The sequence below is a fragment of the Nocardia sp. KT25-26 genome (genome assembly GCF_056627695.1).
The window spans coordinates 679198-705581 of sequence record NZ_CM152813.1; the positions used below are offsets into that span (position 1 = coordinate 679198).

Sequence of the window (26384 nt, forward strand, 5' to 3'; positions counted from 1 at the left end):
GGATTGGCGAGTTTCTTCCGATCAGAATGTAACAATCGGCCAGCAAACGGGGATTTGGGTGCGAGCGCTCGAAAGATACGGATCCGGCACAAACCACTACGTGGAGGAGCCCGAATGACCCCGAATTCGGTCCTGGAGTACATCCTCGACCTGCTGCGTGACCCGGTCGCCGCGGCGAACTACTGCCAGAACCCGGCCCAAACTCTCGCCGACGCGGAGCTGTGCACCACGCCGCAGGAGATCGCCGCCCTGGCACCGACTGTCGCCGGCGCCCTGGACGTCGACTGCGGCAGCCAGCTACAGGCCCTGGTAGCCGCAGGTGCTACCGGCGCCGCAGTCGCAGGAGCGGCAGCCGGTGCCGGTGTCGGCATTGATACCGGCCTGAACACCGATCTGACCGGCAACGCCGCCGCCACCGGCTCGACCGAAGCAGCACTGGGCGGTGCGATCGAAGGCGTCGCAGATCTGAATGCCGAGCTCGGGTCCGGGGTCGACCTGGGTGTCGGTCTGGATGGTGTGCTGGATGCCGGTGCCGGCCTGGGTGCGGGCCTGGATGGTGCCCTGGATGCCGGGGCAAGCCTGGGCGCCGGTGTGGATGCTGCCCTCGGTGGCGCGCTGGATGTGGGCGCTGAGCTGGGTGCCGGCCTGGATGCAGCTCTGGGCGGTGCGATCGAAGGCGTCGCAGATCTGAATGCCGAGCTCGGGTCCGGGGTCGACCTGGGTGTCGGTCTGGATGGTGTGTCGGATGTCGGTGCTGGTCTCGGTGCGGGCCTGGATGGTGCCCTGGATGCCGGGGCAAGCCTGGGCGCAGGCCTGGATAGTGCGCTGGATGTCGGGGCCGGCCTGGGCGCTGCCGTGAATGCGGGTGCCGGTTCGAGTGGTGGTGTAGATGCCGCTCTCGACACTGCCATGGACGGTGCGCTGGAGGTGGGTGCCGATCTGGGCGCCGGGGTGGAGGCCACCCTCGGTGGCGCGCTGGACGCGGGCGCTGAACTGGGCGCCGGGGTGGAGGCCACCCTCGGTGGCGCGCTGGACGCGGGCGCTGAACTGAGTGCCGGCTTGGATGCCGCTCTCGATGCAGGTGCTGAGGTGGGCGCAGGACTCGGCGGCGCGGTAGGTGTCGGCGGGGACTTCGGCACCGATCTGAACGCGGGTCTGGACGGGGCCTTGGACGGTGTTTCGGGTATCGGCGCTGATCTCGGTGGTGTGTTGGATGCGGGTCTGGAAGCCGGTGCTGAACTCGGGACGAGCCTGGACGGTGCGGTCGACGCGGGTGCCGGTGTCGGCTCGAGTCTGGATGCCGGTGGTGGTCTCGCAGCCGGTCCGGACAGTGCGTTCGAGGCGGGCGCCGGTATCGATGCGGCCGTTGACGGTGCGCTGGATACCGGTGCGGAGTTGAGTGCCGCCGCGGTCGGTGATACCGGTGCTGCGGTGGGCGGCACGTTGGACGGTTCCCTCGGTGCGGGGGAGGATCTCGGGGCGGAGCTGGGTGGTGCAGTCGGTGTCGGGGCGGGCCTCGGTGCCGAGCTGGGTGCTGGGATCGACGGTGCCTTGGGGGCCGGTGCCCAGGTCGGTGCGGAGCTGGATGGTGCGACCGGTATCGAGGCCGGGATCGACGGCGCGGCCGCTGGTGTCGATGCCGCTCTGAACGGTTCACTTGGCGCCGCAGCCGATCTCGGGGCGGAGCTGGGTGGTGCAGTCGGTGTCGGGGTGGGCCTCGGTGCCGACCTGGTCGCCGGCGTCGACGGTGCGGTGGGCGCCGGTACCGACGCGGATGCCGGTGTACACGCCGGATTCGGTGGTGTCCTGGACGCGGGCGCGGAACTGGGCGATGCCGGAGCGGAACTCGGTGCCGGGCTGGGAGGCGCCTTCGGCGGTGGGATCGGTATGGGTAGTGCATTCGATGGTGCGACCGGTATCGAGGCCGGGATCGACGGCGCGGCCGCCGGTGCCGAGGCAGGTGCCGGTGCGGCGGCAGCCGTCGAGGCCGAGGGGGCGGCAGCTGCCGGCGTCGGAGCCGGGGCGGGTGCGGCGTTCGACGGCAGTGCGACAGGTGGTTTCGATGTCGACGGCACGATCCCCGGAGCCACCGGTGGTGTGCAGGCCGGGTTGTCCGGACTCGGAAGTGCCGGAGCCCAGCTCGGGTCGGCCGGGGCCGGGATCGGTACCTCGCTTGCCGGAGCCGGAGCCGCCGGGGCGCAGGCCGGGATGGCCGGCGTGGGTGCCCAGCTGGGGGCCGGTGCGGCCGGGGTCAGCGCATCACTGTCGGGTGTGGCGGCCACCGGCGCCCAGGCCGGTGCCATCGGCGTTGCCGAAGCCGGTGGGCAGCTCGGTGCGGCAACCGGCGGAAATGTCGGTGCCGGGCTGGAGACCGGACTTTCCGGGTTCGCCGATGTGACGGCCGGTGCCGGGGTGGACAGCGAACTGTCCGGATCTGCGAATACCGGTTTCGACGGTGAACTTTCGACCATCCTCGACGGCGGAGGCGGCCTCGGTGGAACCGTGCAGTCCGGTTTCGACGCCGGCATGTCGGGTGCTGCCGAACTCGGCGCAGGTCTCGAAACCGGCCTGTCCGGCGCGGTCGACGGGGCCGGACAGCTCGGCGGCATAGTGGAAACCGGTGTGGACTCGACGCTTTCCGGTGCGGCCGAAGGTGCCGGGCAGCTCGGCGGTGTTGTGGACGCCGGTATCGCCGGTGCGGCCGCAGGTGCCGGGCAGCTCGGCGGTGCTTTGGACGCGGGTATCGCCGGTGGGGCCGAAGGCATCGGCGCGGTCGGCACCGGTGCGACGACCGGACTGGGCGGTGCCGTGAACTCCGGCCTGGAGACCGGGCTTTCCGGTGCCGGGCAGTTGAGCGGCGCGGCCGGGACCGGCCTGTCCGGTGCGTCCGACGGTGCCGCACAGCTGGGCGCCGCCGGTATCGGCCTGGAGACCGGGCTTTCCAGCGCCGGCCGGCTGGACGGTGCGGCAGGTGCCGGGCTGGACGGTGCGCTGGAGTCGGCTGCCGGTTCGGCGACCGGGCTGTCCGGCGCCGGACAGTCGACCACCGACGCGGTGTTCGGTGCCGAATGGCACGGCACGGGTTCGGAAACAGCTATTGCGGTCCCCGGAGCTGCGGGTGCGCAGGCCGGGGCGGGAGCGGAGGCAGGTTTGTCCGGCACAGAATTCGATACGGCGGCCGGTACGGATGCTGCGGTGTCGGCGAATCAGGTTTCGGAAGTGTGGTCCACGGTGGACGTGGCCGACGCCTTCGGGACCGGAACCGCTTTCGGCTCCGGTACCGCAGTCGGCGCCGGCGGCGCATCGCTCACCGGCACCGGGTTGTTCGGTGATACCCAGGCCGGCCTCACGGCGGGCACCGTACCCGCCGGCGCCGCACACACCGACGGCCTGCTGGACTGAGAGGAATACACGACGCGATGGGTATGCCTGCCGCGACCACCACACCGCCGGCAGCCCTGCCGGCGGTGCTCGGTGACACCATCGCCGCCGCCCGCGCCGCGGGCCGCGACGATCTGGTCGCCCGCCTGGAGACAGCAGTCGAGCGGGTACGCGACCCGCGGCATCGCATCCTCGTCGTGGGGCAGGCGGGCCAGGGGAAGAGCCGTTTCGTCAATGCGCTACTGAACCTGGACGTCTGCCCCGTGGGGGAGAACGGCACCACCACGATCCCGATGCAGTTGGTCCACGGCCCACAGCCGCGTGCCGAGCTGGTGCTGGCGGTGCTCGGCGCGCCGCACGCCCGGGTCGAGATACCGGTGGCCGAGCTCGCCGCGGTCGGCGAGCATCACCCGCTCGCGGCCGGCCGCCGGATCGTCCGGATCGAGGTCGCGTTGCCGAATCCGCTGCTCGCGGACGGTGTGGTGCTCACCGATACCCCGGCCGTCGGCGGTCGCGGCGCCGGAACCGGGGTGCTGGGGATGGCGGCCGCCGCCGATGCCGTGTTCTTCGTCTCCGACGCCTCCACCGAACTGACCGATCCGGAGCTGGCGTTCCTCCGGCAGGTGCGCCGACTGTGCCCGGCGGTCGCGCTGCTGTTCACCAAGACCGACTTCTATCCGCATTGGCGCCAGGTGCATTCGGCGAACCTGGGACACCTGCGCAACGCGGAGCTGGACATCGCAACCCTGCCGGTTTCCTCGGTGCTGCGCACCCACGCCCTGCGGCTGCAGGATGCCCAGCTCGGGGCCGAATCCGGATTCGGTGAGCTCTACCGGTACCTGCGGGAGCAGGTCGTCGCCCGCGACCAGGCCACCACCCGCGCCGGCGCGTCCCGCGAACTGTCTTCTGCAGCCGAACATCTGGCCCTCGCGTTGGGCAGCGAACTCATGTCCTTGCGCGATCCGCAGCGCGGCGCCGCAGCCGTCCGGGACCTGCAGGCGGCGAAGTCGGCTGCGGAGCAACTGCACCGGCAAGCATCGGCCTGGCAACAGACACTGTCCGACGGCATCACCGACCTCGCCGGCGATATCGACCACGATCTCCGCGACCGGCTGCGCACCATCGCCCGCGACGGCGAGGAATGGATCGACGGCCACGATCCGGGCCGGCACTGGTCCGCTATTTCGGAATGGCTCACCGAGACGGTGGACACCGCACTCGGCGACAACCTGCTGTGGACCTACGAGCGCGCAGAAACCCTGGCCGACCGGGTGGCCGACCACTTCCGTGCCGCCGGTTCGGTCGATCTGCCCGAGGCGATCACCGGCCCTCAGGCTGCCTCCGGCGGACACGTCACTGCGGCGGCGACGCTCGCCGATCTGGAACCCGATATCGGCTTCGGGTCGAAGGTTCTGGTCGGGGTCAAGGGCTCCTACGGCGGTGTGCTGATGGTGGGCCTGGCCACGACCTTCGCCGGGATGGCGATGCTGAATCCGGTCTCGGTGGGGGCCGGGCTGCTGGTGGGCGGCAAGGCCTACCGCGACGACAAGCAGGCCCGGCTGGCCCGCCGACGTTCCGAAGGCAAAGCCGCCGTGCGCCGGTTCCTCGACGATGTCGCCTTCCAGGCGGGCAAGGAAACCAAGGACCGGCTGCACACCATTCACCGCAGCCTGCGCGACCACTACGCCGGAGTCGCCGAACGCAGCCTCCGCTCGATCGACGAATCACTGCGGGCCGCGCAGGCCGCCGAGAACACAGCTGTCGGCCGGCATGCCGAACGGGTGGCGACCCTGGAACGCCAGCTCGCTGCCGTAGCGCAGCTGCGCCGCCATGCCGAGCTGCTCCGCTCGCAGGTGTCCGCCGGTGCGCATCGTGCACCGGAAGCGCTGGAACCGGTGCGCAACTGACACCGAGATACTTGCGCTATTTGCACAGAAACAACACGATCTGTGCAGATTCCGGCCGATCGGCACGGGTTGTGTGCGAACAGCGCAGTGCTGCGCCAGACTGGAGGCGTGGGACAGCACGCTGTCGTACAGGATCTGCTGAACCGCGCGGGCACCACCTACGCCGCCGCGGCGGGGATCACCTTGGCGAACAAGCCGGCACCCCTGTTCCGGCTGCTGATGCTGGCCGAACTGCTCAGCACCCGGATCTCGGCGAAGATCGCGGTGGTGGCGGCGCGGGAACTGGCCGACAGCGGGTACCGCACCCCGCAGCGGGTGGCGGATGCCGAGTGGCAGGAACTCGTGGATGCGCTGGGCCGGGCGCACTACGTTCGGTACGACGAGAGCACCGCCGCCCGGCTCGGGGCCAATGCCCGTACCCTCCTCGACCGATACCGGGGTGATCTGCGCAGGCTGGCCGAGGAAGCCGATCACGACCCGACCCGAGTCCGTGACCTGCTGCAGCAGTTCAAGGGGATCGGCCCGGTCGGCGCCGATATCTTCCTGCGCGAGGTGCAGGATGTCTGGCCGTGGGCGGGCCCGTACTTCGACGACCGCGCCCTGCGTGGCGCCGCTGGAATGGGGCTGCCCACGGGCCCGGACGGTCTCGCGGCGCTGGCGCCACCGGGGCGGGTCGCCGACCTGGCGGCCGCCCTGGTTCGGGTATCGCTCGAAGGGCATCAGTGAGCTGATCTCCGAGTCGCCGGCCGGTGCCGAGACGCTGAAATCCTTCGCCGATCGGAACCGGTGGGAATAGACCGCGGGACGTCTCTGTTGTCCAGTTCGACAGTCTTGAGCGTCACAGACTCAAGTTCCAGTTGACTCCGGCCCGCCGGGGCAGGCAGGATTGAGTCCACCACGCTCAGCGTTGCTGGGACCGTGCTCCGTGAGGTGTTCGAGGCGAGGTCCCGGGAGGGCGCTCGAGTCGCCCGGACATCCACACACAGATATGTAGACAACAGGAGGAACCACTATGGCTCGTGCGGTCGGAATCGACCTCGGGACCACGAACTCGGTCGTGAGCGTTCTGGAAGGCGGCGAACCGGTCGTCGTCGCGAACTCGGAAGGCTCGCGCACCACCCCCTCGGTCGTCGCGTTCGCGAAGAACGGTGAGGTCCTCGTCGGCCAGCCGGCGAAGAACCAGGCCGTCACCAACGTCGACCGCACCATCCGCTCCGTCAAGCGCCACATCGGCACCGACTGGACGGTGGAGATCGACGACAAGAAGTACACGTCGCAGGAGATCAGCGCGCGCACGCTGATGAAGCTGAAGCGCGACGCCGAGGCCTACCTCGGTGAGGAGATCACCGACGCGGTCATCACCGTCCCCGCCTACTTCGAGGACGCCCAGCGGCAGGCCACCAAGGAGGCCGGCCAGATCGCCGGCATGAACGTGCTGCGCATCGTCAACGAGCCGACCGCGGCCGCGCTGGCCTACGGCCTGGACAAGGGCGACAAAGAGCAGACCATCCTGGTCTTCGACCTCGGTGGCGGCACCTTCGACGTCTCGCTGCTGGAGATCGGTGAGGGCGTCGTCGAGGTCCGCGCGACCTCCGGTGACAACCACCTCGGTGGCGACGACTGGGACAACCGGATCGTCGACTGGCTGGTCGACAAGTTCAAGGCGAGCCAGGGCATCGACCTGACCAAGGACAAGATGGCCCTGCAGCGCCTGCGCGAGGCTGCCGAGAAGGCCAAGATCGAGCTGTCCTCGAGCCAGAGCACCTCGATCAACCTGCCCTACATCACCGTCGATGCGGACAAGAACCCCCTGTTCCTGGACGAGCAGCTCTCCCGCGCCGAGTTCCAGAAGATCACCTCCGACCTGCTGGACCGCACCCGTGCGCCGTTCCAGTCGGTGATCAAGGACGCCGGTATCAACGTCGCCGATATCGACCACGTGGTCCTCGTCGGTGGCTCCACCCGGATGCCCGCCGTCTCCGAGCTGGTCAAGGAGCTGACCGGTGGCAAGGAGCCGAACAAGGGCGTGAACCCGGACGAGGTCGTCGCCGTCGGCGCCGCCCTGCAGGCCGGTGTGCTCAAGGGTGAGGTCAAGGACGTCCTGCTGCTCGATGTCACCCCGCTGTCGCTGGGTATCGAGACCAAGGGTGGCGTGATGACCAAGCTCATCGAGCGCAACACCACCATCCCGACCAAGCGTTCGGAGACCTTCACCACGGCCGACGACAACCAGCCGTCGGTGCAGATCCAGGTGTTCCAGGGTGAGCGCGAGATCGCCTCGCACAACAAGCTGCTCGGTTCCTTCGAGCTGACCGGCATCCCGCCGGCCCCGCGCGGTGTGCCGCAGATCGAGGTCACCTTCGACATCGACGCCAACGGCATCGTGCACGTGACCGCGAAGGACAAGGGCACCGGCAAGGAGAACACGATCAAGATCCAGGAGGGCTCCGGCCTCTCCAAGGAAGAGATCGATCGGATGGTCAAGGACGCCGAGCAGCACGCCGCCGAGGACAAGGCGCGTCGCGAGGAGGCGGAGACCCGCAACCAGGCCGAGTCGCTGGTGCACCAGACCGAGAAGTTCATCAAGGATAACGAGGACAAGGTCCCGGCGGAGACCAAGTCCAAGGTCGAGGCCGCGATCGCCGAGGCGAACGAGGCGCTGAAGGGTACCGATACGGCCGCCGTGAAGGCCGCGGTGGAGAAGCTGGCCACCGAGTCGCAGGCGCTGGGCCAGGCGCTGTACGAGGCGCAGGCCGCCGACGCCGCCGCATCGGGTGACGGTGCGGGTGCCGCTCAGGGTGCCGACGACGGTGTCGTCGACGCCGAGGTCGTGGACGAGCCGATCGACACGGAGAAGAAGTGACCGAGGCCAACTCCGATCAGGAGTTGATCACGGAGCAGGAGCAGGACTCGGCCCCGGCCGCCGAGGCAGGCGCGGAGAACGGCGGCGCCGCGGTGGACACCGCGGCGCCGGCCGAAGCCGGCGACGAGCTCGCCGAGCGCACCGCCGACCTGCAGCGGCTGACCGCGGAGTACACCAACTATCGCCGGCGCGTCGAACGTGACCGCAAGACCGCGATGGACGCGGCCAAGGCGGCGGTGGTGACCGAACTGCTCGGTGTGCTGGACGATCTGGACCGGGCCCGGGCGCACGGCGACCTGGAGACCGGCCCGCTCAAGGCGGTCGCCGACAAGCTCGCGAGCGCCCTGCACAAGCAGGGCCTCGAGGAGTTCGGTGCGGAGGGTGAGCCCTTCGACCCGACCCTGCACGAAGCCGTCCAGCACGAGGGTTCCGGCGCCGATCCGGTGATCGGCGTGGTCATGCGCAAGGGCTATCGGCTCGGCGAGCGGGTGCTGCGGCACGCGCTGGTCGGGGTCACCGATGGCGACGGTTCCGAACAGCCGGCCGCCGAGGCCGCGGGGTCCTCCGGGACCACGGCGCCGTCCGGGACCGCGGAGGCATCCGATGCCGATGCCGACGCGACCGAGTAGCAGCGACACGAGAGGAGGAGATACCCGGTGAGCCAACGGGAGTGGATCGAAAAGGACTTCTACAAGGAGCTGGGTGTCTCCTCCAGCGCCTCGCAGGACGACATCAAGAAGGCCTACCGCAAACTCGCTCGGGATCTGCATCCCGATGCCAATCCCGGCGATACCAAGGCGGAAGAGCGCTTCAAGGCGGTCAGTGAGGCCCACGCGGTGCTCGCCGATCCGGCCAAACGCAAGGAGTACGACGAGACCCGCAGCCTGTTCGCCGGCGGCGGATACGGTCGCGGTGGGTTCAACCCCGGTGCCGCGGGCGGCTTCTCGCAGGACTTCAACATCGGCGACATCTTCGGTGGCGCCGGTGGCGGGGACGGCGGGCTGGGCGATCTGCTCGGCGGGCTGTTCAACCGGGGCGGATCGCGCGGCGGTGGCAACCGGCCGCGCCGGGGTGCCGATGTGGAGACCGAGACCACGCTGGGCTTCCGGGAGGCAGCCCAGGGGGTGACGGTCCCGCTGCGGATGACCAGTCCCTCGCCGTGCACCACGTGTCACGGTTCCGGCGCCAAGCCGGGGACCAGCCCGCGGGTCTGCCCGCACTGCAACGGGTCCGGGGTGGTCAGCCGCAACCAGGGTGCGTTCGGCTTCAGTGAGCCGTGCGACGACTGCCGCGGCACCGGCTCGATCATCGACGACCCGTGTGCGGACTGCCACGGCTCCGGTGTGCAGAACCGGACCCGCACCATCACCGTCCGGATCCCGCCCGGGGTCAGCGACGGTCAGCGGATCCGGTTGGCCGGCCAGGGCGAGGCCGGGCTGCGTGGTGCCCCGTCGGGCGACCTGTTCGTCACCGTGCACGTCAGCCAGGACAAGGTTTTCGGCCGTCAGGGCGACGACCTGACCCTGGTCCTGCCGGTGAGCTACAGCGAGCTGGTGCTGGGCACCACGGTTTCGGTGCCGACGCTGGAGGGCCGGGTCGGCGTGAAGGTACCCCCCGGTACCGCCGACGGACGTACCCTGAGGGTACGTGGTCGCGGCGTGCCGAAGCGCGGTCCGCAGGGCGGCGCCGGGGATCTGCTGGTCACCGTCAAGGTGGCGGTTCCGCAGCATCTCGACTCCGAGGCCACCGAAGCGCTGCAGCGCTATCAGGATGCGGAGAAGGCGAGTGGGTTCGACCCTCGTGCCGGATGGGCAGGTGCGTGATGTCCGACGATCCGAGGAATGCGTCCGGCGGTTCGCGTACCGAGTTCTTCATGATCTCGGTCGCGGCTCAGCTGGCGGGAATGCATGCGCAGACCCTGCGGACCTATGACCGGTTGGGTCTGGTGACGCCGCAACGTACTTCGGGCGGCGGACGGCGTTATTCGTCCCGGGATGTCGAACTGCTGCGCGAGGTGCAGCGGTTGTCCCAGGACGAGGGTGTCAACCTGGCGGGGATCAAACGCATCATCGATCTCACCAACGAGGTGGAACGCCTGCAGCAGCAGGTGGCCGAGCTGAACGCTGAGGTGGAGCGGTTGCGGGCCGGATACCGGCCCGATCTCGCACCCGCTCAGCGGAGTACGGCTCTGGTGGTGTGGAAGCCGCGTCATCGGCGCTGAATACCTCGGGCCCCCGGTTCGCCCGTCGCGGATGCGACGTGGCGGACCGGGGGCCCGCCGGTATCCGGACAACACTCGGCGATCGGCTGGAAACCTTCCAGCAACCCACTTATTCGGCGACGGTTCCGATGTTCGTTCCGGGAAGGATGCCGGATTCCGTGAACTTTCCGGGACGGACGTACATCTCGGATCAGCCCGTTTCGGTGGATATGGGCGGCGGATACGGACATCTTTGCAGATCTGCGGTCTGTTTCAGTCCACAATTGCTGGCACCCACCTTGGTTTCAACAAATAACAAGCGTGATGTTTAAAAGTAGGATTCCCTAGTCGGCAAACCTCACATAGACTCTCGGCATCGGCTGCTGACGAGTGTCCCTGCAGCACCATCACTCGCCGGCGTGGCTAGCTCTTCACTGGCGAAACGAGGTAGTGACACACATGGATTCGCGCACTGTCGCTTTGATTCGGACGACGTTCAAGGCGGTTGCTGCGGAGGATGGTGGACCGGAGAAGCTGGCCGGATCGTTCTATTCGATCCTGTTCACCGATTACCCGCAGGTACGTGACTTCTTTCCGGCGGCAATGGACGCCCAACGAGACCGATTGGTCAAGGCGATCTCCTATGCGCTGGATCGGCTCGAGGAACTGGACAAGCTGCTTCCGTTCCTCGCCCAGCTCGGCCGCGATCATCGCAAATACGGTGTGCAGCGCGCGCATTACGCCGCCGTCGCCAATTCGCTGAAGAACGCGATGCGCCGTACCGCCGGCACCGAGATGTGGACCGACGAGGTGGACCGCGCCTGGGACGAGGGGTTGGCGCTGATCAGCGGCGCCATGATCGATGCGGCGGAGAAGGAGTCCACACCGCCGGTGTGGACCGCCACCGTGCGGGAGCGCAAGGACGTGCTGCGGAATCTGACCGTCGTCCGGCTGCAACTGGACCAGCCGATGCAGTACGCCGCCGGGCAGTATCTGAGCGTACAGATCCCGGCCCGGCCGCGGATGTGGCGATACCTGTCGCCGGCCAATCCCGCGAATCCCGAGGGCGAGATCGAGTTCCACGTCCGGAGTGTGCTCGGCGGCTGGGTGAGTCCGGCGATGGTCTCGCACACCGCGGTCGGTGACCAGTGGTTACTCGGTCCGCCGCTGGGCGGCCTCGGCATTCCGCGCAATACCAAGCGGAAGATGCTGATGGTCGGGTGCGGAACCGGGATCGCGCCGCTGCGGGCGCAGCTGATGGCGATGGCGCAGCGGCGGGTGAACCCGAAGGTGCACCTGTTCGTCGGCGGCCACCATCCGTGCGACCTCTACGATCTGCAGGCCCTGAGTGGGCTGGCCATGGCCAACAAATGGCTGACCGTCACCCCGGTCACCGAGAGCGACGACAACCCCTGGTGGTACTACGACGAGGCGGGTCGTGCGGCAGAGCTACCCGGTCTGGAACCGCGGATCACCGGGCAGATCGGTAAGGTCGTGGCCGGCTACGGGGCGTGGGCGGATCGCGATGTGCAGATCGTCGGTTCGCCGTCGATGGTGCAGACCACCAAGTTCCGGCTGATGGCCGCCGGCACCCAGGCCAAGGCGATTCGGCACGATCCGCTCTTCTGAGCGGGCTCAGCCCACGCCCTCCACCTGGATCCGCTCGGCCGGAGTTCCACCGGCGACGAGCGCGTCCACCGTCGCCCGGGTCATCGCCGGGGAGCCGCACACCAGCACCTGATGCCGATCGAACGGCCCGTGCGCGGCCGCCACCTCGCCGACGGTTCCGTGCCGGAGCTGGTCGTCGGGGAAACCGATATCCACCCGGCAACTCTCGTACCATTCGTCGCGCGCTCGCGGGTCCTCCGCGCTCGCCACCGTCGGGATCACCGTCAGCCAGGGCAGTTCGCCCGCCAGCAGGAACAGCATGTCCGAGGCGTAGAGGTCGCGCGGCGACCGGCCACCGTAGAACAGCACGGTGCGCGGCGGGTCGGGGTGTCGCGCCAATTCCAGGATCGCGGCACGCAGCGGCGCCAGCCCGGTGCCACCCGCCACCAGGACCACTTCCTCGCCCGCCGGATCGATGTGGAATGTGCCGGCCGGTGCGCTGATCCGCCACTGGTCACCGGGCGAGGTGTCGGCGACGATGGCCTCCGAACACCACCCACCGGGCACGGTGCGGACGTGGAATTCGAGCTTGCCGTCCAGTGACGGCGGCAGTGCCGGGGACAGCCGCCGCCGCAACCCGGGCTGCTGCGGCACCTCCACCAGCACCGATCCGCCGGGCGGGAACGGCACGAAATCACCGATCAGCCGGATCACCGCCACGTCGTGGCGCAGTCGATGATGACCGACCACCGTCGAGACGCCAACCGGTTCCGGACGGTCGGCCGGACGCGAATCATTGCTCACCGTGCCGAATCTAGTCGACGGCGCCACGGTGCGCGGTCCACTCGGCGGTGCCGCCCGCCGCGACCGTTCATACGACCGCGGACCTTCGAGCATGGTCGGACCCGGACATGCCGACGCTTCGGAGACGCGTGCTGTGCCGTACCGGCACACCGTTCGAGCCGATCGCCCGGCCGGTGCAGCGCGGCCTGATCTATCACCCTGGCCGGGACACGCCGCTGCCCGGTCACCCGGCCGGTGCAACGCGGCCGGCCCGGCGGTGACGAGGTGGTGGAGATCAGACCGGGTCGGCAGTGATATCGGATTCCGGGGTACCCGCCGAGATCAGGGTGCGGCGGGTCTCGGTGATCATCCTGGGCGAGCCCGAGATCTGGATCTGATACCCCGCCCAGGAACCGAAGCTGGCCACCACCGCGCCCAGATTTCCGGTCAGGCGCCGATGCATGCCGTGCGGCGGTTCGACCGGTGCGTCGGGGGCCCACCACGGGTTGACCTTCTCCGCACTGACCGGAACCACGGTGAGCCAGGGGTTGCTCTGCGAGAGCTGCCACATGTTGTCCACGTCGTACAGGTCGCACGGGTAGCGGCCGCCGATGAAGAAATGCACCCGCGGATTGACCCCGCGCCGGCTCATCTCGATCAGCTGGGCGCGCAGCGGGGCGATCCCGGTGCCGGACCCGATCATCAGCACATCCCGGCCGCTCGCCCGGTCCACCTGGAGACCGCCCAGCGGTGCGGCGATCTTCCAGCGGTCGCCGACCGAGGTCTCGTTCACGATGGCCGGGCTCACCCAGCCACCGTGGATCTTGCGGACGTGGAACTCGATCTCGCCGTACGGGTTGGCCGGGATCGCCGGGGAGAAGTACCGCCACATGTTCGGCCGCTGCGGCACCGCCACCGGGACGTACTGGCCGGACTGATAGGGGATCGGGCTGTCGGCCTGCAGCCGGATGATCGCCAGATCCTCCAGCACCCGCCGGTGCCCGACGACGGTGGCCTCCCAGAACGGCTGCGAAGTGTCGGAGTTGGCGCCGATCGCCATGGCGGCCGAGATCAGGATGGTGATGTCGTGCCAGCCCTCCTCCAGCTCCCGGGTCCAGCGGCTGCCGTGGAAGGTGCGCAGACCGGCCAGCAGCGACCGGCCGGCCAGGTCGTAGTGCACGGCCTCGACGCCGTACTTGCGGTGGTCGCGGGCCAGCTGCTCCAGGAAGTTCTGGGCGCGATCCCAGTCCTCCAGGTTGTCGAGAACGAACTGCACGGCGGTGGTCAGCCGCTTGGGCTGCATATCCATTGCCGGTGGGAACAGCTCCCGCAGGGCGGGCATCTCGGTGAACAGATGGCCGTAGAAGGCGCTGATCAACCGCTCGGCGCCGCCCGGTGCATCCAGCACCGCACGGAAGTTGTCGCGGACCAGCGCTGCGGAACGCGCATCCACGGCCGTTTTCCTTTCCCTCGTTCCGACGAACCGGGCCGCCACGCGGCGGCCCGACGTCCAGTATCCCCCGAAACGTGCCTTTCGGTATGGGAACGGGGAGTGATCCTTTACCCAATCGATCGCCGGGCAAACCAGGGTATGCGCCGGAACCGGAAAAATTTCGGCCGATCGGTGCGTCAGATGGCGATAACGGTCTTGCCGCGGGCGCCGGAGAGGCCGAGCACATTGGGGGCGGCTTCCAGTGGCACGATCGCCTCCACCGGAACCACCAGATCACCGGTGGCGACCCGGTTCAGGAGCTGTCGCAGCTCGGCCCGGCCGGCGCGGGACTCGAAGTTGCCCCCGGTGATGCCGTGCTCGCGCAGGGTGTCCTCGTCGGCGGTGAAGGTGGTGGTCCAGTATTGGCCGCCCTTGCGGACCACGCTCAGCAGCGGCAGGAAGTCGGCACTGCTGCCGACCAGGTCGAACACCACGTCCACACCGTCGGGGTGGGCGAAGTGGACCGCATCGGCGGTCGGCGAGGCCTGATACCCGGCCTGGTCGGCCCGGGTCAGATGGTTCGGGTCGACGGCCGGGGAAGCGGTGTAGTCGATGGTCTCGGCGGCGCCCAGCCGGGTCACCTGGTCGGCCGAGTCGGCGCGAGCGGTGGCGATCACCTGCGCCCCGGCCAGGTTGGCCAGCTGGACCAGGAACGAGCCGACCCCGCCGGTCGCGCCGACCACCAGTACGGTCTGCCCGGACCGGATGCCGGCCGCCTCGACCAGGCCGAGCGCGGTTCCGGCGGCGGTGGGCAGGGCGGCGGCGTTCGTCGCGGACACCTCGTCGGGGATCGGCACCAGCGTGGCGTCCGCGGGCAGGGGGGCGTACTGGGCCCAGCAGCCGTGCCCGGCGCGCCCGGCCAGGAACTTCCCCAGCACCCGGTCGCCGACGGCGAATCCTTCGACGCCGGTGCCGACCGCGGAGACGACCCCGGCGCCGTCCAGGCCCAGGATCATCGGGAAGTCGTGCGGCATCGAGCCGTCCAGGATGCCGTCGGCCATCTTCAGGTCGAACGGGTTGACGCTCGCCGCGTCGAGTGCCACCTGTACTTCGCCCGGTCCGGCGACCGGGGTCGGGGCATCGGCGAGCTCCGGGCTGCTTCCGAACTTCTGAACCACGATCGCGCGCATCTGCAGACTCCTTGCGGTGTTCGGCTCCGCGTCGCCGGGGACTGCGGGGCTCGTCGGGTCCGGCCTGGCCAGCGCCAATGGTAGGCGCGGGCACGGTGGCGGGGCCATGATTGTCCGGTGCGGGTGTCGCGGGCCGGAGATCCGCCGAATTTCGACAGACTTGAGCGGAACAGACTCAACTCTCGGTGCGTTGAACTCAACAGGATCGGTGCTCGGCGGTGCGACCTGCCGGGCACCCGCTCGTGACTACTAGGAGAAGGGTGACACGTGGACTCGTTCAATCCCACCACCAAGACCCAGGCGGCCCTCACCGCCGCCCTGCAGGCGGCCTCCGCCGCGGGTAATCCGGAGATTCGTCCGGCGCACTTGCTGGTGGCGTTGCTGGATCAGACCGACGGCATCGCCGCCCCCCTGCTCAAGGCTGTCGGCGTCGATCCGGCAGCAGTGGGCAGCGAGGCCCAGAGCATCGTCGACCGGCTGCCGCAGGCCACCGGCGCGACCACCACCCCGCAGCTCGGCCGGGAGGCGCTCGCCGCCATCACCGCCGCGCAGCGGCTGGCCACCGAACTCGGCGACGAGTACGTCTCCACCGAACATGTGCTGGTCGGGCTCGCCGAGGGCGATTCCGATGTGACCATGCTGCTGAAGAAGTACGGCGCCACCCCGGAATCGCTGCGCGAAGCCTTCACCACCGTCCGCGGCAGCGCCCGGGTGACCAGCCCGGACCCGGAAGGCAGCTACCAGGCGCTGGAGAAGTACTCCACCGACCTCACCGAGGCGGCCCGGGCCGGCAAGCTGGACCCGGTCATCGGCCGGGACACCGAGATCCGCCGCGTCGTGCAGGTACTCTCCCGGCGCACCAAGAACAACCCGGTGCTGATCGGGGAACCCGGCGTCGGCAAGACCGCCATCGTGGAAGGTCTCGCCCAGCGGATCATCGCCGGCGATGTGCCGGAGTCGCTGCGCGGCAAGCAGGTCGTCTCACTGGACCTGGGTGCCATGGTTGCCGGTGCCAAGTACCGCGGTGAATTCGAGGAGCGGCTCAAGGCCGTGCTCGAGGACATCAAGAACAGCGCCGGACAGATCATCACCTTCATCGACGAGCTGCACACCATCGTCGGCGCGGGTGCGACCGGGGAATCGGCGATGGACGCCGGCAACATGATCAAGCCGATGCTGGCCCGCGGTGAGCTGCGCCTGGTCGGCGCCACCACGCTGGAGGAGTACCGGCAGAACATCGAGAAGGACGCCGCGCTGGAGCGGCGGTTCCAGCAGGTGCTGGTGGGCGAGCCGTCGGTCGAGGACACGATCGGGATCCTGCGCGGCATCAAGGAACGCTACGAGGTGCATCACGGCGTCCGGATCACCGACTCGGCGCTGGTCGCGGCCGCTACGCTGTCCGACCGCTACATCACCTCCCGGTTCCTGCCGGACAAGGCGATCGACCTGGTCGACGAATCGGCCTCCCGGCTGCGGATGGAGATCGATTCCCGGCCGGTGGAGATCGACGAGGTCGAGCGCGCGGTGCGGCGGCTGGAGATCGAAGAGGTGGCGCTGGCCAAGGAGACCGACGAGGGCTCCAAACAGCGCCTGGAGAAGCTGCGCTCCGAACTCGCCGACGACCGGGAGAAGCTGAACCAGCTCACCACTCGCTGGCAGAACGAGAAGAACGCCATCGACGCCGTGCGGGTGCTCAAAGAGGAGCTGGAGGCGATGCGCGGGGAATCCGAGCGGGCCGAACGCGACGGTGACCTCGGCAAGGCCGCCGAGCTCCGATACGGCCGCATTCCGGCCGCGGAGAAGCAGCTCGCCGAGGCGGAGGCGGCTTCGGGTGCCGCCGCCGACGGTGAGGTGATGCTGAACGAGGAGGTCGTGCCCGACGATATCGCCGAGGTGGTGTCCTCGTGGACCGGTGTCCCGGTCGGCAAGATGATGGAGGGCGAAACGCAGAAGCTGCTGCGGATGGAAGCCGAGCTCGGCCATCGAGTCGTCGGTCAGGCCGAGGCCGTGCAGGCGGTGTCCGATGCGGTACGCCGCGCCCGCGCCGGGGTGGCCGACCCGAACCGGCCCACCGGCTCGTTCATGTTCGTCGGCCCCACCGGTGTCGGTAAGACCGAGCTGGCCAAGGCCCTCGCCGACTTCCTGTTCGACGACGAGCGCGCCATGGTGCGCATCGATATGAGCGAGTACTCCGAAAAGCATTCGGTGGCTCGCCTGGTCGGTGCCCCGCCCGGATACGTCGGCTACGACCAGGGCGGCCAGCTGACCGAGGCGGTACGGCGGCGGCCGTACACGGTGGTGCTGTTCGACGAGATCGAGAAGGCCCATCCGGATGTGTTCGACATCCTGCTGCAGGTGCTCGACGAGGGCCGACTCACCGACAGCCAGGGCCGCACCGTCGACTTCCGCAACACCATCCTCATCCTGACCTCGAACCTGGGTGCGGGTGGTGACCGCGAGCAGGTGATGGCCGCCGTTCGTGCGGCGTTCAAACCGGAGTTCCTGAACCGCCTCGACGATGTGGTGATGTTCCATCCGCTCGACGAGGAACAGCTGGAATCGATCGTCGACATCCAGCTGGACCAGCTGCAGAAGCGGCTCGCCCAGCGCCGGCTCACCCTGGAAGTCAGCGATTCGGCGCGGTTCTGGCTCGCCGTGCGCGGCTACGACCCCGCCTACGGTGCCCGCCCGTTGCGCCGGCTGATCCAGCAGGCCATCGGCGACAGCCTCGCCAAGGAACTCCTGGCCGGTGAAGTCACCGACGGTGACACCGTGAAGGTGACCGTGGACGACAAAGGCGAAGGCCTGATCGTCGGCACCGGCGCCCGCACCGCATAACCTCCCGCTGGGACCGGTTCGGTCGCGGTCTCAGGCACGGCTGCGCCGCATTGCCGGTCCGGCCCGGCCTGCGTCGGCCTCGCCGCGCGATCGTGGCCGGCCGGTTCCCATCCGTCGCGGTGCCGCTCTCGACCGGCCTCGGCGGGGGCTGGGTTCGGTGGTTCCGGCTGAGGTGGGTGCCGGCCGTCCCACATGTATGAGTGGGCGGCGGGTGCCGGGACGTCGCCGAGCCGGGACTCAACTGCCTGGGCGGACCGGCGTGAGGTCGGTGCCGGCGGGGGGTCGTAGCCGCCGGAGCGTGCCGTCCATTCCGGTGATGAAAAGCGCCCAGGAGTCGGCGTCCCGCGCGATACGCACTGCTGTGGGGCCGTCCGGCGGGATACGGATCGGGGCCGGCTTCAGCAGTCCGGCGGCGATGGCGCAGGCGGAGCCGTCTCGGGGGTCGACCTGGTAGACGTTGCCCAGAGCGTGATCGGTGACGAAGATCAGGCCGTCCCGGGTGGCTTCGAGATCGTCGGGAACGGCAGGCAGGCGCGGGAAGGCAGTGACGACCGTGCGGTCGGCCGGCGCATCCAGCGGGATCCGGTGGATGCGCGTGAAGATGTCCGTTGCGAACACGGCGGTGCGGTCAGGGGTCAGGGCGAGACCGTTGGTCATCGGCAGTGCGGCCCAGGCCGGATCGAACTCGGCGGTAGCAGGCCGGTATCGGGCGATTCCGGTCGGTGGTGCGCCGATGCCACGGGTGCTGATCAGCAGGTCGCCGTCGGGCAGCAGGAGTAGCCCATTCGGGCCGTTCAGATCGGTGAGCAGGGTGTCCACCGTCCCGGTATCCCGGTTGTACCGCTCCAGCGTGCCGGTACCGGTGAAGTTGTTTCCAGTCAGAAAGTAGACCGATCGGTCGACGACTTGCACGCCGGCGGGCCGGAACAATCCGGTCACCAGCTTCTCCACGTGCCCGGTACGGGATATATGGGCGAGGTAGCCGTCCATTATCCCGGTGACGAAGAAACCGCCATCGCCATCGGTATCCAGATTCTCCAGATTGCCGACCCCGGATACCAGGATGTTCTGGGTCCAGCCGGATGTGCAGTCGGCTGGGAGGTCGGCGCGGGCGATGCCGGGGCCGATTGTCGCCGTCCCGGCCAGCGCTGCGGCAACGATTCGGGCCCCCAATCCGAACATCATGTGCCACAACGTACCCCGGGTTCGTCCCGGAGTTCGACCGATGAGTGGCTGCACCCGTTGTGGAGAACCCGCCGAAGTCGCCGGGCGGCATGCGGGGCAAAGTTCGGTCCGCATGGTTCGCAGCGGGCTTACCCTGGACGGTATGACGACGCCGAAGGATCCGTGGGCGCGGCCGGGCGACGAGCCGACCGAGCGGCTCGGTTCGTCGGATCCGGGGGCCGGGCCCGACCCGACCCAGGCGCCCGTGGAAACCACCAAGGCCTACGGGGTGGGCGAAGGGGACAGCTGGAACCAGGACCCGTGGGCGCAGCCGACGGTGCAACAGCCGACGCCCGGACAACCGCCGCCGCCCACGAACCCGACGCAGGAACTGCCGCCCTATGAGGCGCAGTGGGGTACGGCGGAGACCCAGCCCGGTTACGGTCCGCCACCGGGATACGGTCCGCCGCCACCCGGTCCGGGCGGTGACCTGCCGCCGGGTCCGCCCGAGGAGCCGAAACGGCACACCGGACTGCTGATCGGCCTGGGGCTCGCGGTGGTGGCCCTGGTCGGTGCGCTGGGCGTCTTCGCGGCACTGCTGCTGACCGGTGGTGACTCCGATTCGGAATCCGCGACCGGTCCGACCACCACCACCGGTTTCCGGGTGCCCACGACGACACCGGCGCCACCGACCGATCCGGGCTCCGGCGGGCTGCCCGGTTTTCCCGGAATCCCGGGCCTCGGTGAGAATTTCGGCGCCGCAATGGGCACCATCTCGGAGAACAGCGACGGGGTGATCGTGCTGGATCGGCTGGGCGGCGAGGCCACCCGGGTGCGCTACGACGAGAACACCCAGGTGGTTTCCCTGGCCGGTAACAACGCCGAAGATCTACCGGTCGGTGACATGATCATGGTGCAGGGAGAGAAAGGGCCCGACGGCGAGATCCGGGCCGCGATCATCATCAGCACGTCGTTGTCCGGTGGACCGCGATGACGCGCGCACGCGCGTCGAAGGTGGCACTGCCGGGCATCCGCGGCTGCGGCTGGATAGGGTAGGCGACGATGACGGCAATGTGGTTCGGACTGGCGGCGATCGCACTCGTGGGTGCGATCGTCCTGCTGTACTTCGATCGGATCCAGCGTCAGCGGACCGGTCACGCCCGGCAGTCCTGGGCGAAGTCACAGGGCTACACCTACGTGTCGGTCGAGCCGGCACTGGCATCGACCTGGCGCCGCGGTGCGATGGCCAAACTCGGCTACCTCACCGCGGTCGATGTGGTCTCGGGCATCCGTAAGGGCGAGAAGTTCGTGCTCTTCGACCTGGAGGACGCCGCGACGCTCGTCGCGGTGCGCCGCCAGATCGGCTCCGAGATCGACGTGGACATGCGGCTCAAGACCGCCGCGCCGCCCAAGGACGCCGATCTGGAACTTCTCGGTGCCATCGGCGATCGCGTCGTCTTCGCCACCGACCCGGAGATCGCCCGGCACGCGGTGGATCAGCGGATGGTCGCGTTCATCGAGACGCTCCCGGATACCGTGCAGATGCTGTGGAGCGAGGGCAACTGGACGCTCGGCATGCTCGCCGTCGGCACCGGCTCGAAGGAGTGGGAGGCCACGATCGATGCGGTGCTGCGGCTGTCCGGCCTGCTGCATGTGCTGCCGCCGGTCGCCGACCCGCTGGACGGCTACGAGGAGCGTCCGGCACGGCGCGACAACGCGCTGGAGGACACCGCGATCACGCCGATGCCGGCCTTCGACGATGCCGACGACGGATACGACGCCGACGGGTACGACGCCGACTACGCGGACTATCCGGACGAGTCGGCGGCCCGCCGAGGTGACGACCGGCCCTATCCGGGCGAGGCATCCGGTCGGCGGGATCCGGACGACTACGACGCCGACGATTACGACGACTACCCGGCCGACGCCGACTACGCGGACGATCATCGAGCCGAATCGTATCGGGGCGACGACTATGCCGACGAGTTCCGTGGAGCCGGTTCGGCCGCCGTATACCGTGACGACGATCCCACCGGCGACGACCGGGACGATCCAGGCCCGTATGCCGACGGCGACGACTATGCCGACAGCGACGGCTACGGCGATGGTGCCGGCTACGACGACCCCCCGGCCCCGCGTCGCCCGTCGCTGGCCGTCGTGCCGGACGCCCGGCCACGTTCCGCCGAAGCCGGCCACGACGACGACATGGATTCGTCCGCGCAGCCGGGCGGGCCGTTCCATCCCGGGTTCCGGCCGTATCAGGGACCGCAGTGAGCGCTGCCGATCCGGTCCGGCTGCCCGGCGCGGCCCGGCCGGTTGCCATGGTCACCGGCCCTACCTCGGGCATCGGTCGGGAATACGCCACGCGGCTGGCTGCCCGCGGCTACGACCTGGTGCTGGTCGCCCGGGACGAGGCCCGGCTGCAGGCGCTGGCCACCGACCTGGAACGCCGCTACGCCACCGCCTCGGAGATCCTGACCGCGGACCTGGCCGACGCCGCGGACCGGGCCCGGGTGGCGGAACGGGCCGCCACCGGTATCCGCTTCCTGGTCAACAATGCCGGTTTCGCGCATTCCGGGGAGTTCTGGGAGTTGCCCTACGAGCAGCTGCAGGCCCAGTTGGATGTCAACGTCACCTCGGTGCTGCAGCTCACTCGCGCGGCCCTGCCCGCGATGATCGCCGCCGCCGAGGGAGACATCGTCAATGTCGCGAGTGTGGCCGGGTTGATCCCCGGACGGGGGTCGACCTATTCGGCCTCCAAGGCCTACGTCGTATCCTTCAGTGAGGGGTTGGCCGGTGGGCTCGCCGGGACCGGAGTCCGGATCCAGGCGCTCTGCCCAGGGTTCGTCCGTACCGAGTTCCATCAGCGAGCCGGCATCGAGATGTCGGGGACGCCGAAGCCGATGTGGTTGTCGGTGGACCGGGTCGTGTCCGGTTCGCTGCGCGATCTCGACGCCGACCGGGTGATCAGCGTTCCCGGCGTGCAGTACAAGGTGCTCACGGCGGTGGCCGGACTGATCCCGCGCGCCCTGCAGGTCCGAATGAATCGTGGCCTGTTCAATTCACGCGGAAGGACCTGACAAGGATGATCGACCAGGCACGCGAGACCGACGCGCCGGTGACCGACAGCGCGGCGGCGCGCGAGCAACTGGCTGCGCTGGTGCGCGAGCTGGCCGTGGTGCACGGCAAGGTGACGTTGTCGTCCGGAAAGGAAGCCGACTACTACGTCGATCTGCGGCGGGCGACCCTGCACCACCGGGCCGGGCCGCTGATCGGGCAGCTGCTGCGCGAACTGGTCGCCGATTGGGAGTTCGACGCCGTCGGCGGCCTCACCATGGGTGCCGATCCGGTCGCGCTCGCGGTGATGCACGCACCCGGCCGGCCGATCGACGCCTTCGTCGTCCGCAAGGCGGCCAAGGCGCACGGAATGCAGCGGCAGATCGAGGGCCCGGACGTCGTCGGCAAGCGCGTCCTGGTGGTCGAGGACACCACCACAACCGGAAATTCTCCACTCACCGCGGTGCGTGCGCTGCGCGAGGCGGGAGCCGTCGTCGTGGGTGTTGCTACCGTGGTCGACCGGGAGACCGGGGCCGATCAGGTGATTGCCGACGAGGGTTTGGAGTATCGTTCGATCCTCGGGCTGTCGGACCTGGCCCTGAGCTGATCCGGATGACGACGGGGTCACCGGAATGTTTTTCGAAGGACGTGTGAGTCACCTGTGGTGAGCATTGCAGTAAGGAACAGCCGCGAGAACGTCGCGATGCTCGGGATCGGGGCTTACCGCCCGCAGCGTCTCGTCAGCAACGCCGACGTATGTGAGGTGCTGGACTCGACGCCCGAGTGGATCTTCGAGCGCACCGGCATCAAGAACCGCCGCTGGATCAGCGGCGACGAAACGCTGCGTTCGATGGCTGCCGCCGCAGGTGACCGGGCCCTGAACAACACCGGCATCGATCGGGAGAAGATCGGTGCGCTGGTCCTGTGCACCTCCAGCTGGCTCAAGCTCACCCCGCACGGCGCGCCCACCGTGGCCGCCGATCTGGGCATGAACGGCATTCCGGCGTTCGACCTCACCTCCGGGTGCGGCGGCTTCGGCTACGGACTCGGCGTGGCCGCCGACCTGATCCGGGCCGGATCCGCCGACTATGTGCTGGTGATCGGCGCCGAGACGATGACCGTCGGCCTGGACCCGACGGACCGCGGCACCGCGATGATCTTCGGTGACGGCGCCGGCGCCGTCGTGGTCGGTCTCAGCGAGGAGAACGGCATCTCGCCCACGGTGTGGGGCAGCGACGGCGAGAACGCCGAGGCGATCGCCCAGGACGTCGACTTCCTGGAGTTCATGGAGAAGGCGCAGCGGCTGCAGGGCACCGATCCCGAGGTGGAGCCGGTCGGCCGGATGTCGCTGCATATGGAGGGTCCGAAGGTGTTCCGGTGGGCCGCGGTGACGCTGCCGCGGGCGCTGTCGGATGCACTGGAGATCTCCGGGGTGGCCAAGGACGATATCGAGGTCTTCATCCCGCACCAGGCCAACGCCCGGATCAACGAGCTGATGAAGAAGAACCTCGGGCTCGCCGACGAGATCCCGATGGCCAACGACATCGAGAACACCGGCAACACCTCCGCGGCCTCAATTCCGCTGGCCATGGAGGAGATGCTGGCCAGCGGTAAGGCGAAGGGCGGCCAGCTGGCGCTGCTGCTCGGGTTCGGTGCCGGGCTCAGCTACGCGGGCCAGGTGGTGGTCCTGCCGCCCGCCCCGAAGGAATCGAGCCTGTAGTGCCCGCCGGCTCCGCGAGCCTTCGGCGCCGGGCCCATCGATCGTTGCGGGCGGGATACCTGATCGCGGCCGCCGCCACCGTATACGGCGCCGTCAGCGGCCGGGACCGGTTCCAGCAGGTGGCGAAGCCGCTGCTGATGCCGTTGCTGGCCGCCGACTACCTGCTCACAGCCGGTTCGCGCCCGCCCGCGGCCGATGCGCCCGGCGGCCTCCTGCGGGCGGTACCTCCTGCACCGGGGACCGCCGAATCCGGCCGTCGACCGACTGACTCGTCCGTCGCCCCGAATGCGTCGGCCCGTCCCCCCGAGGGACCGGCCCCGGATACTGCGCTGCCGGGTACCGGAACCGGCAACCCCGGACGGCAGCGCGTGACGTCGGTAGGTGCCGAGCCCACGCACGAGGGGTCGGTCGACGACGAACCTCAGGGCACGGGTGCGGGTGCCGCCGAGACCCGCGGTATGGCCGCGGTGGATGCCGAGAGCAGGCCCGTGACGTCGGTGGACGCCGAGTCCCGGCGTGCGGCCGGGGGAGATGCCGGGCCTGGGCACGGGTGGGCAGCGGACGCCGGACTTCCGCCCTCCCGGTCGGTGGACGATGGGCGCACCGGGCCGGATGTGGACCGGCTGCTGCTGGCCGGGGCGTTGACCGCGGCGACGGTCGGTGATGTGTTCCTGCTGAATCCCGACGACGACCGGCGCTTGGTGCGGGGGGCCACGGCGTTTGCCGCCATGCAGTCGGCGTATGTGGCGCGTTGGCTGCGGTTGGGGGCCCGGCCCCGGGCCGCCGTGGTGGTGCCCCGGATGGTGGCCTGGGCGGGTGCGGCCGGGCTGCTGGCCGCTCGGGCGCCGAGGTTGGCTGTGCCGTTGACCGCCTACGGGGCTACCCTGGGCACCGCCGCGGTTCTGGCCTCCGATCCCCGGCTGGCACCGGACGCGGTACAGGTCGCGGGGATGAATGTGCCCGGTGCGGATCCGCGCAGCCGCCTCGGGCTGGGCGCGCTGCTGTTCACGGTTTCGGACGGCCTGATCGTGCTGCGCCGGTTGTTCGCGCGCGGCGACCGGGCCCGCCGCACCACAGAGGGCGTCATCCTGGCCACCTACGCCGGTGCCCAGTATCTGCTGACCGATCCGGCGCTGTACCGCCGCTGACCGCTCACAACACCAGCATGATGTGGTCGCGGTCCGCCGGATCCACCCGGACGGAGACCGTGCTGCCGACATCCAGCACCGGTCGGTCGATCGGCATCAGGTCGTAGACGATCGACCCGTGGTAGCTCGACGATCCCGGGACGGTGAGCTCGAGATCCAGTTCGGTCAGTTCACTGCCGTGATCGGTGCGGGCGAGCGGTTGCACCCGTTCGATGCGGGCCCAGCCCTCCAGTCCGTGCCGGCGCAGCCTCCGGTCCTCCCGCGACGGCCGCTGGGCAAGCAGTAACCCCACCCCGGTGAGGCTGCCGAACAGCCCCACCATCATCAGCACCTGATACGGCAGAGTCCCGGGCGGTGAACGCGGCGCCAGCCAGCCGATCCACACCGCCAGCGAGACCAGATATATCGACACGACGACGACCATCGTGCGCAGCACACGGACATGATCCATCCCGGTCACCTACCCCGGGTCGTTGATTCGTACCTCCAGGATAGTGCGCGCCGGTGTCCTGCGCGGCTAACCCTTGCGGCCGACCAGAGCCGCCGGATCGACCCGGATCGGAGTATCGGCGACGTCGATCGAGATCGCCCGGGACGTTTCGGCGACGAGTTCGTAGTGATCGTCGACCAAGCGGTATGCGGTGATCGATACGGGATCATCGAGATCGACCAACCAGTAGTGCTCGATTCCCGCCTCGGCATATTCGGCGAACTTCGTGACCCGGTCTGTGCGGCGGCTACCCGGCGAGAGGATTTCCACTGCAAGCGCGACGTCCTCGGCGTCGAAACGGGCCGGATTCGCGTCGACCGCCTCGGCCGGGACGACGACTACATCGGGGGCGCGCACCGTCGGAAAGGCGCTCTCGCTGATCACGACCTCACAGTCGGGCAGGGCCTCCCACTTCTCCGGGAGTTGTGCATCCAGCTGGTGAACCATGCGGCCACAGGCCCGCTGGTGCAGGGCCAGCGGTTTCGGTGACACGACGAGTACCCCCTCCACCAGCTCGAACTGCCGACTGTTGTCCTCGGGAAGCGCATCCCAATCCTGCATGCTCAGCAGATGATCGGGCCACGGTGCCGCCATTTGTCACCT

General features: G+C 69.2%; 20 protein-coding genes and 1 pseudogene. 15 read left to right on the forward strand and 6 right to left on the reverse strand.

All coding sequences use genetic code 11. From position 1 onward, the window contains the following. The first annotated feature begins 114 nt into the window (after positions 1 to 114). The 8 genes from AC1HFH_RS03130 to AC1HFH_RS03165 all read left to right on the forward strand — a co-directional run bounded on the left by AC1HFH_RS03130 (position 115) and on the right by AC1HFH_RS03165 (position 11980). Complete coding sequence (locus AC1HFH_RS03130; RefSeq protein WP_480245927.1) at positions 115 to 3402, forward strand: IniB N-terminal domain-containing protein; 3288 nt, start codon at positions 115 to 117, stop codon at positions 3400 to 3402. Between the two features lie 17 nt (positions 3403 to 3419). Then, positions 3420 to 5288: a dynamin family protein gene (locus tag AC1HFH_RS03135; RefSeq protein WP_480245928.1), complete on the forward strand. Its 1869-nt coding sequence runs from the start codon at positions 3420 to 3422 to the stop codon at positions 5286 to 5288. A gap of 108 nt (positions 5289 to 5396) precedes the next feature. Beyond that, positions 5397 to 6014, forward strand: a complete 618-nt coding sequence (locus AC1HFH_RS03140) for an HhH-GDP family DNA glycosylase (RefSeq protein WP_480245929.1) — start codon at positions 5397 to 5399, stop codon at positions 6012 to 6014. 286 nt (positions 6015 to 6300) lie between these two features. After that, complete coding sequence (gene dnaK / locus AC1HFH_RS03145) at positions 6301 to 8151, forward strand: molecular chaperone DnaK (protein WP_480245930.1); 1851 nt, start codon at positions 6301 to 6303, stop codon at positions 8149 to 8151. Next, positions 8148 to 8780, forward strand: coding sequence for a nucleotide exchange factor GrpE (grpE, locus tag AC1HFH_RS03150; RefSeq protein ID WP_480245931.1), 633 nt, complete (start codon positions 8148 to 8150; stop codon positions 8778 to 8780). The genes dnaK and grpE overlap by 4 nt, the downstream gene beginning before the upstream one ends. Positions 8781 to 8807: 27 nt before the next feature. Further along, positions 8808 to 9974, forward strand: coding sequence for a molecular chaperone DnaJ (dnaJ, locus tag AC1HFH_RS03155; protein ID WP_480245932.1), 1167 nt, complete (start codon positions 8808 to 8810; stop codon positions 9972 to 9974). After that, positions 9974 to 10372 carry a heat shock protein transcriptional repressor HspR gene (locus AC1HFH_RS03160; RefSeq protein ID WP_480245933.1) on the forward strand — a complete coding sequence of 133 codons (399 nt, stop codon included), beginning with the start codon at positions 9974 to 9976 and terminating at the stop codon, positions 10370 to 10372. Before dnaJ ends, AC1HFH_RS03160 begins: the two co-directional genes overlap by 1 nt. A gap of 438 nt (positions 10373 to 10810) precedes the next feature. After that, a complete protein-coding gene (locus AC1HFH_RS03165; RefSeq protein ID WP_480245934.1) occupies positions 10811 to 11980 on the forward strand; it encodes a globin domain-containing protein in 1170 nt (389 codons plus the stop codon). Between the two features lie 6 nt (positions 11981 to 11986). On the opposite strand, the gene AC1HFH_RS03170 is transcribed toward AC1HFH_RS03165, so the two are convergent. The 3 genes from AC1HFH_RS03170 to AC1HFH_RS03180 form a co-directional block, all read right to left on the reverse strand. After that, positions 11987 to 12763: an FAD-binding oxidoreductase gene (locus tag AC1HFH_RS03170; protein WP_480245935.1), complete on the reverse strand. Its 777-nt coding sequence runs from the start codon at positions 12761 to 12763 to the stop codon at positions 11987 to 11989. A 274-nt stretch (positions 12764 to 13037) separates the two neighbouring features. Continuing rightward, positions 13038 to 14195: an FAD-binding oxidoreductase gene (locus tag AC1HFH_RS03175; protein ID WP_480245936.1), complete on the reverse strand. Its 1158-nt coding sequence runs from the start codon at positions 14193 to 14195 to the stop codon at positions 13038 to 13040. Between the two features lie 176 nt (positions 14196 to 14371). Then, on the reverse strand, positions 14372 to 15364 hold the full coding sequence (locus tag AC1HFH_RS03180; protein ID WP_480245937.1) for an NADP-dependent oxidoreductase: 993 nt from the start codon (positions 15362 to 15364) through the stop codon (positions 14372 to 14374). Positions 15365 to 15631: 267 nt separating this feature from the next. Between AC1HFH_RS03180 and clpB the strand changes: the two genes are divergently transcribed. Continuing rightward, positions 15632 to 18202, forward strand: coding sequence for an ATP-dependent chaperone ClpB (clpB, locus tag AC1HFH_RS03185; RefSeq protein WP_480245938.1), 2571 nt, complete (start codon positions 15632 to 15634; stop codon positions 18200 to 18202). 237 nt (positions 18203 to 18439) lie between these two features. On the opposite strand, the gene AC1HFH_RS03190 is transcribed toward clpB, so the two are convergent. Beyond that, complete coding sequence (locus AC1HFH_RS03190) at positions 18440 to 19387, reverse strand: SMP-30/gluconolactonase/LRE family protein (protein WP_480245939.1); 948 nt, start codon at positions 19385 to 19387, stop codon at positions 18440 to 18442. 142 nt (positions 19388 to 19529) lie between these two features. Here AC1HFH_RS03190 and AC1HFH_RS03195 point away from each other — a divergent pair, with 142 nt between their 5' ends. The 6 genes and pseudogenes from AC1HFH_RS03195 to AC1HFH_RS03220 all read left to right on the forward strand — a co-directional run. Continuing rightward, positions 19530 to 20360, forward strand: a complete 831-nt coding sequence (locus AC1HFH_RS03195) for a DUF5666 domain-containing protein (protein ID WP_480245940.1) — start codon at positions 19530 to 19532, stop codon at positions 20358 to 20360. Positions 20361 to 20428: 68 nt separating this feature from the next. After that, complete coding sequence (locus AC1HFH_RS03200; RefSeq protein WP_480245941.1) at positions 20429 to 21640, forward strand: hypothetical protein; 1212 nt, start codon at positions 20429 to 20431, stop codon at positions 21638 to 21640. A gap of 47 nt (positions 21641 to 21687) precedes the next feature. After that, the gene (locus AC1HFH_RS03205) at positions 21688 to 22446 is read left to right on the forward strand and encodes an SDR family NAD(P)-dependent oxidoreductase (RefSeq protein WP_480247676.1); all 759 of its coding nucleotides are present in this window, start codon (positions 21688 to 21690) and stop codon (positions 22444 to 22446) included. A gap of 5 nt (positions 22447 to 22451) precedes the next feature. Further along, entirely contained in the window at positions 22452 to 23030 is a 579-nt protein-coding gene (gene pyrE, locus AC1HFH_RS03210; RefSeq protein ID WP_480245942.1) for an orotate phosphoribosyltransferase, read from the forward strand. Positions 23031 to 23084: 54 nt separating this feature from the next. Continuing rightward, on the forward strand, positions 23085 to 24143 hold the full coding sequence (locus AC1HFH_RS03215) for a beta-ketoacyl-ACP synthase 3 (protein WP_480245943.1): 1059 nt from the start codon (positions 23085 to 23087) through the stop codon (positions 24141 to 24143). A gap of 602 nt (positions 24144 to 24745) precedes the next feature. After that, positions 24746 to 25291, forward strand: a pseudogene (locus AC1HFH_RS03220) (lysoplasmalogenase family protein); the annotation flags it as partial. Between the two features lie 4 nt (positions 25292 to 25295). Here AC1HFH_RS03220 and AC1HFH_RS03225 read toward each other — a convergent pair. After that, positions 25296 to 25742, reverse strand: a complete 447-nt coding sequence (locus AC1HFH_RS03225) for a hypothetical protein (RefSeq protein ID WP_480245944.1) — start codon at positions 25740 to 25742, stop codon at positions 25296 to 25298. A 66-nt stretch (positions 25743 to 25808) separates the two neighbouring features. After that, a complete protein-coding gene (locus AC1HFH_RS03230; protein ID WP_480245945.1) occupies positions 25809 to 26375 on the reverse strand; it encodes a Uma2 family endonuclease in 567 nt (188 codons plus the stop codon). Positions 26376 to 26384 lie beyond the last annotated feature (9 nt).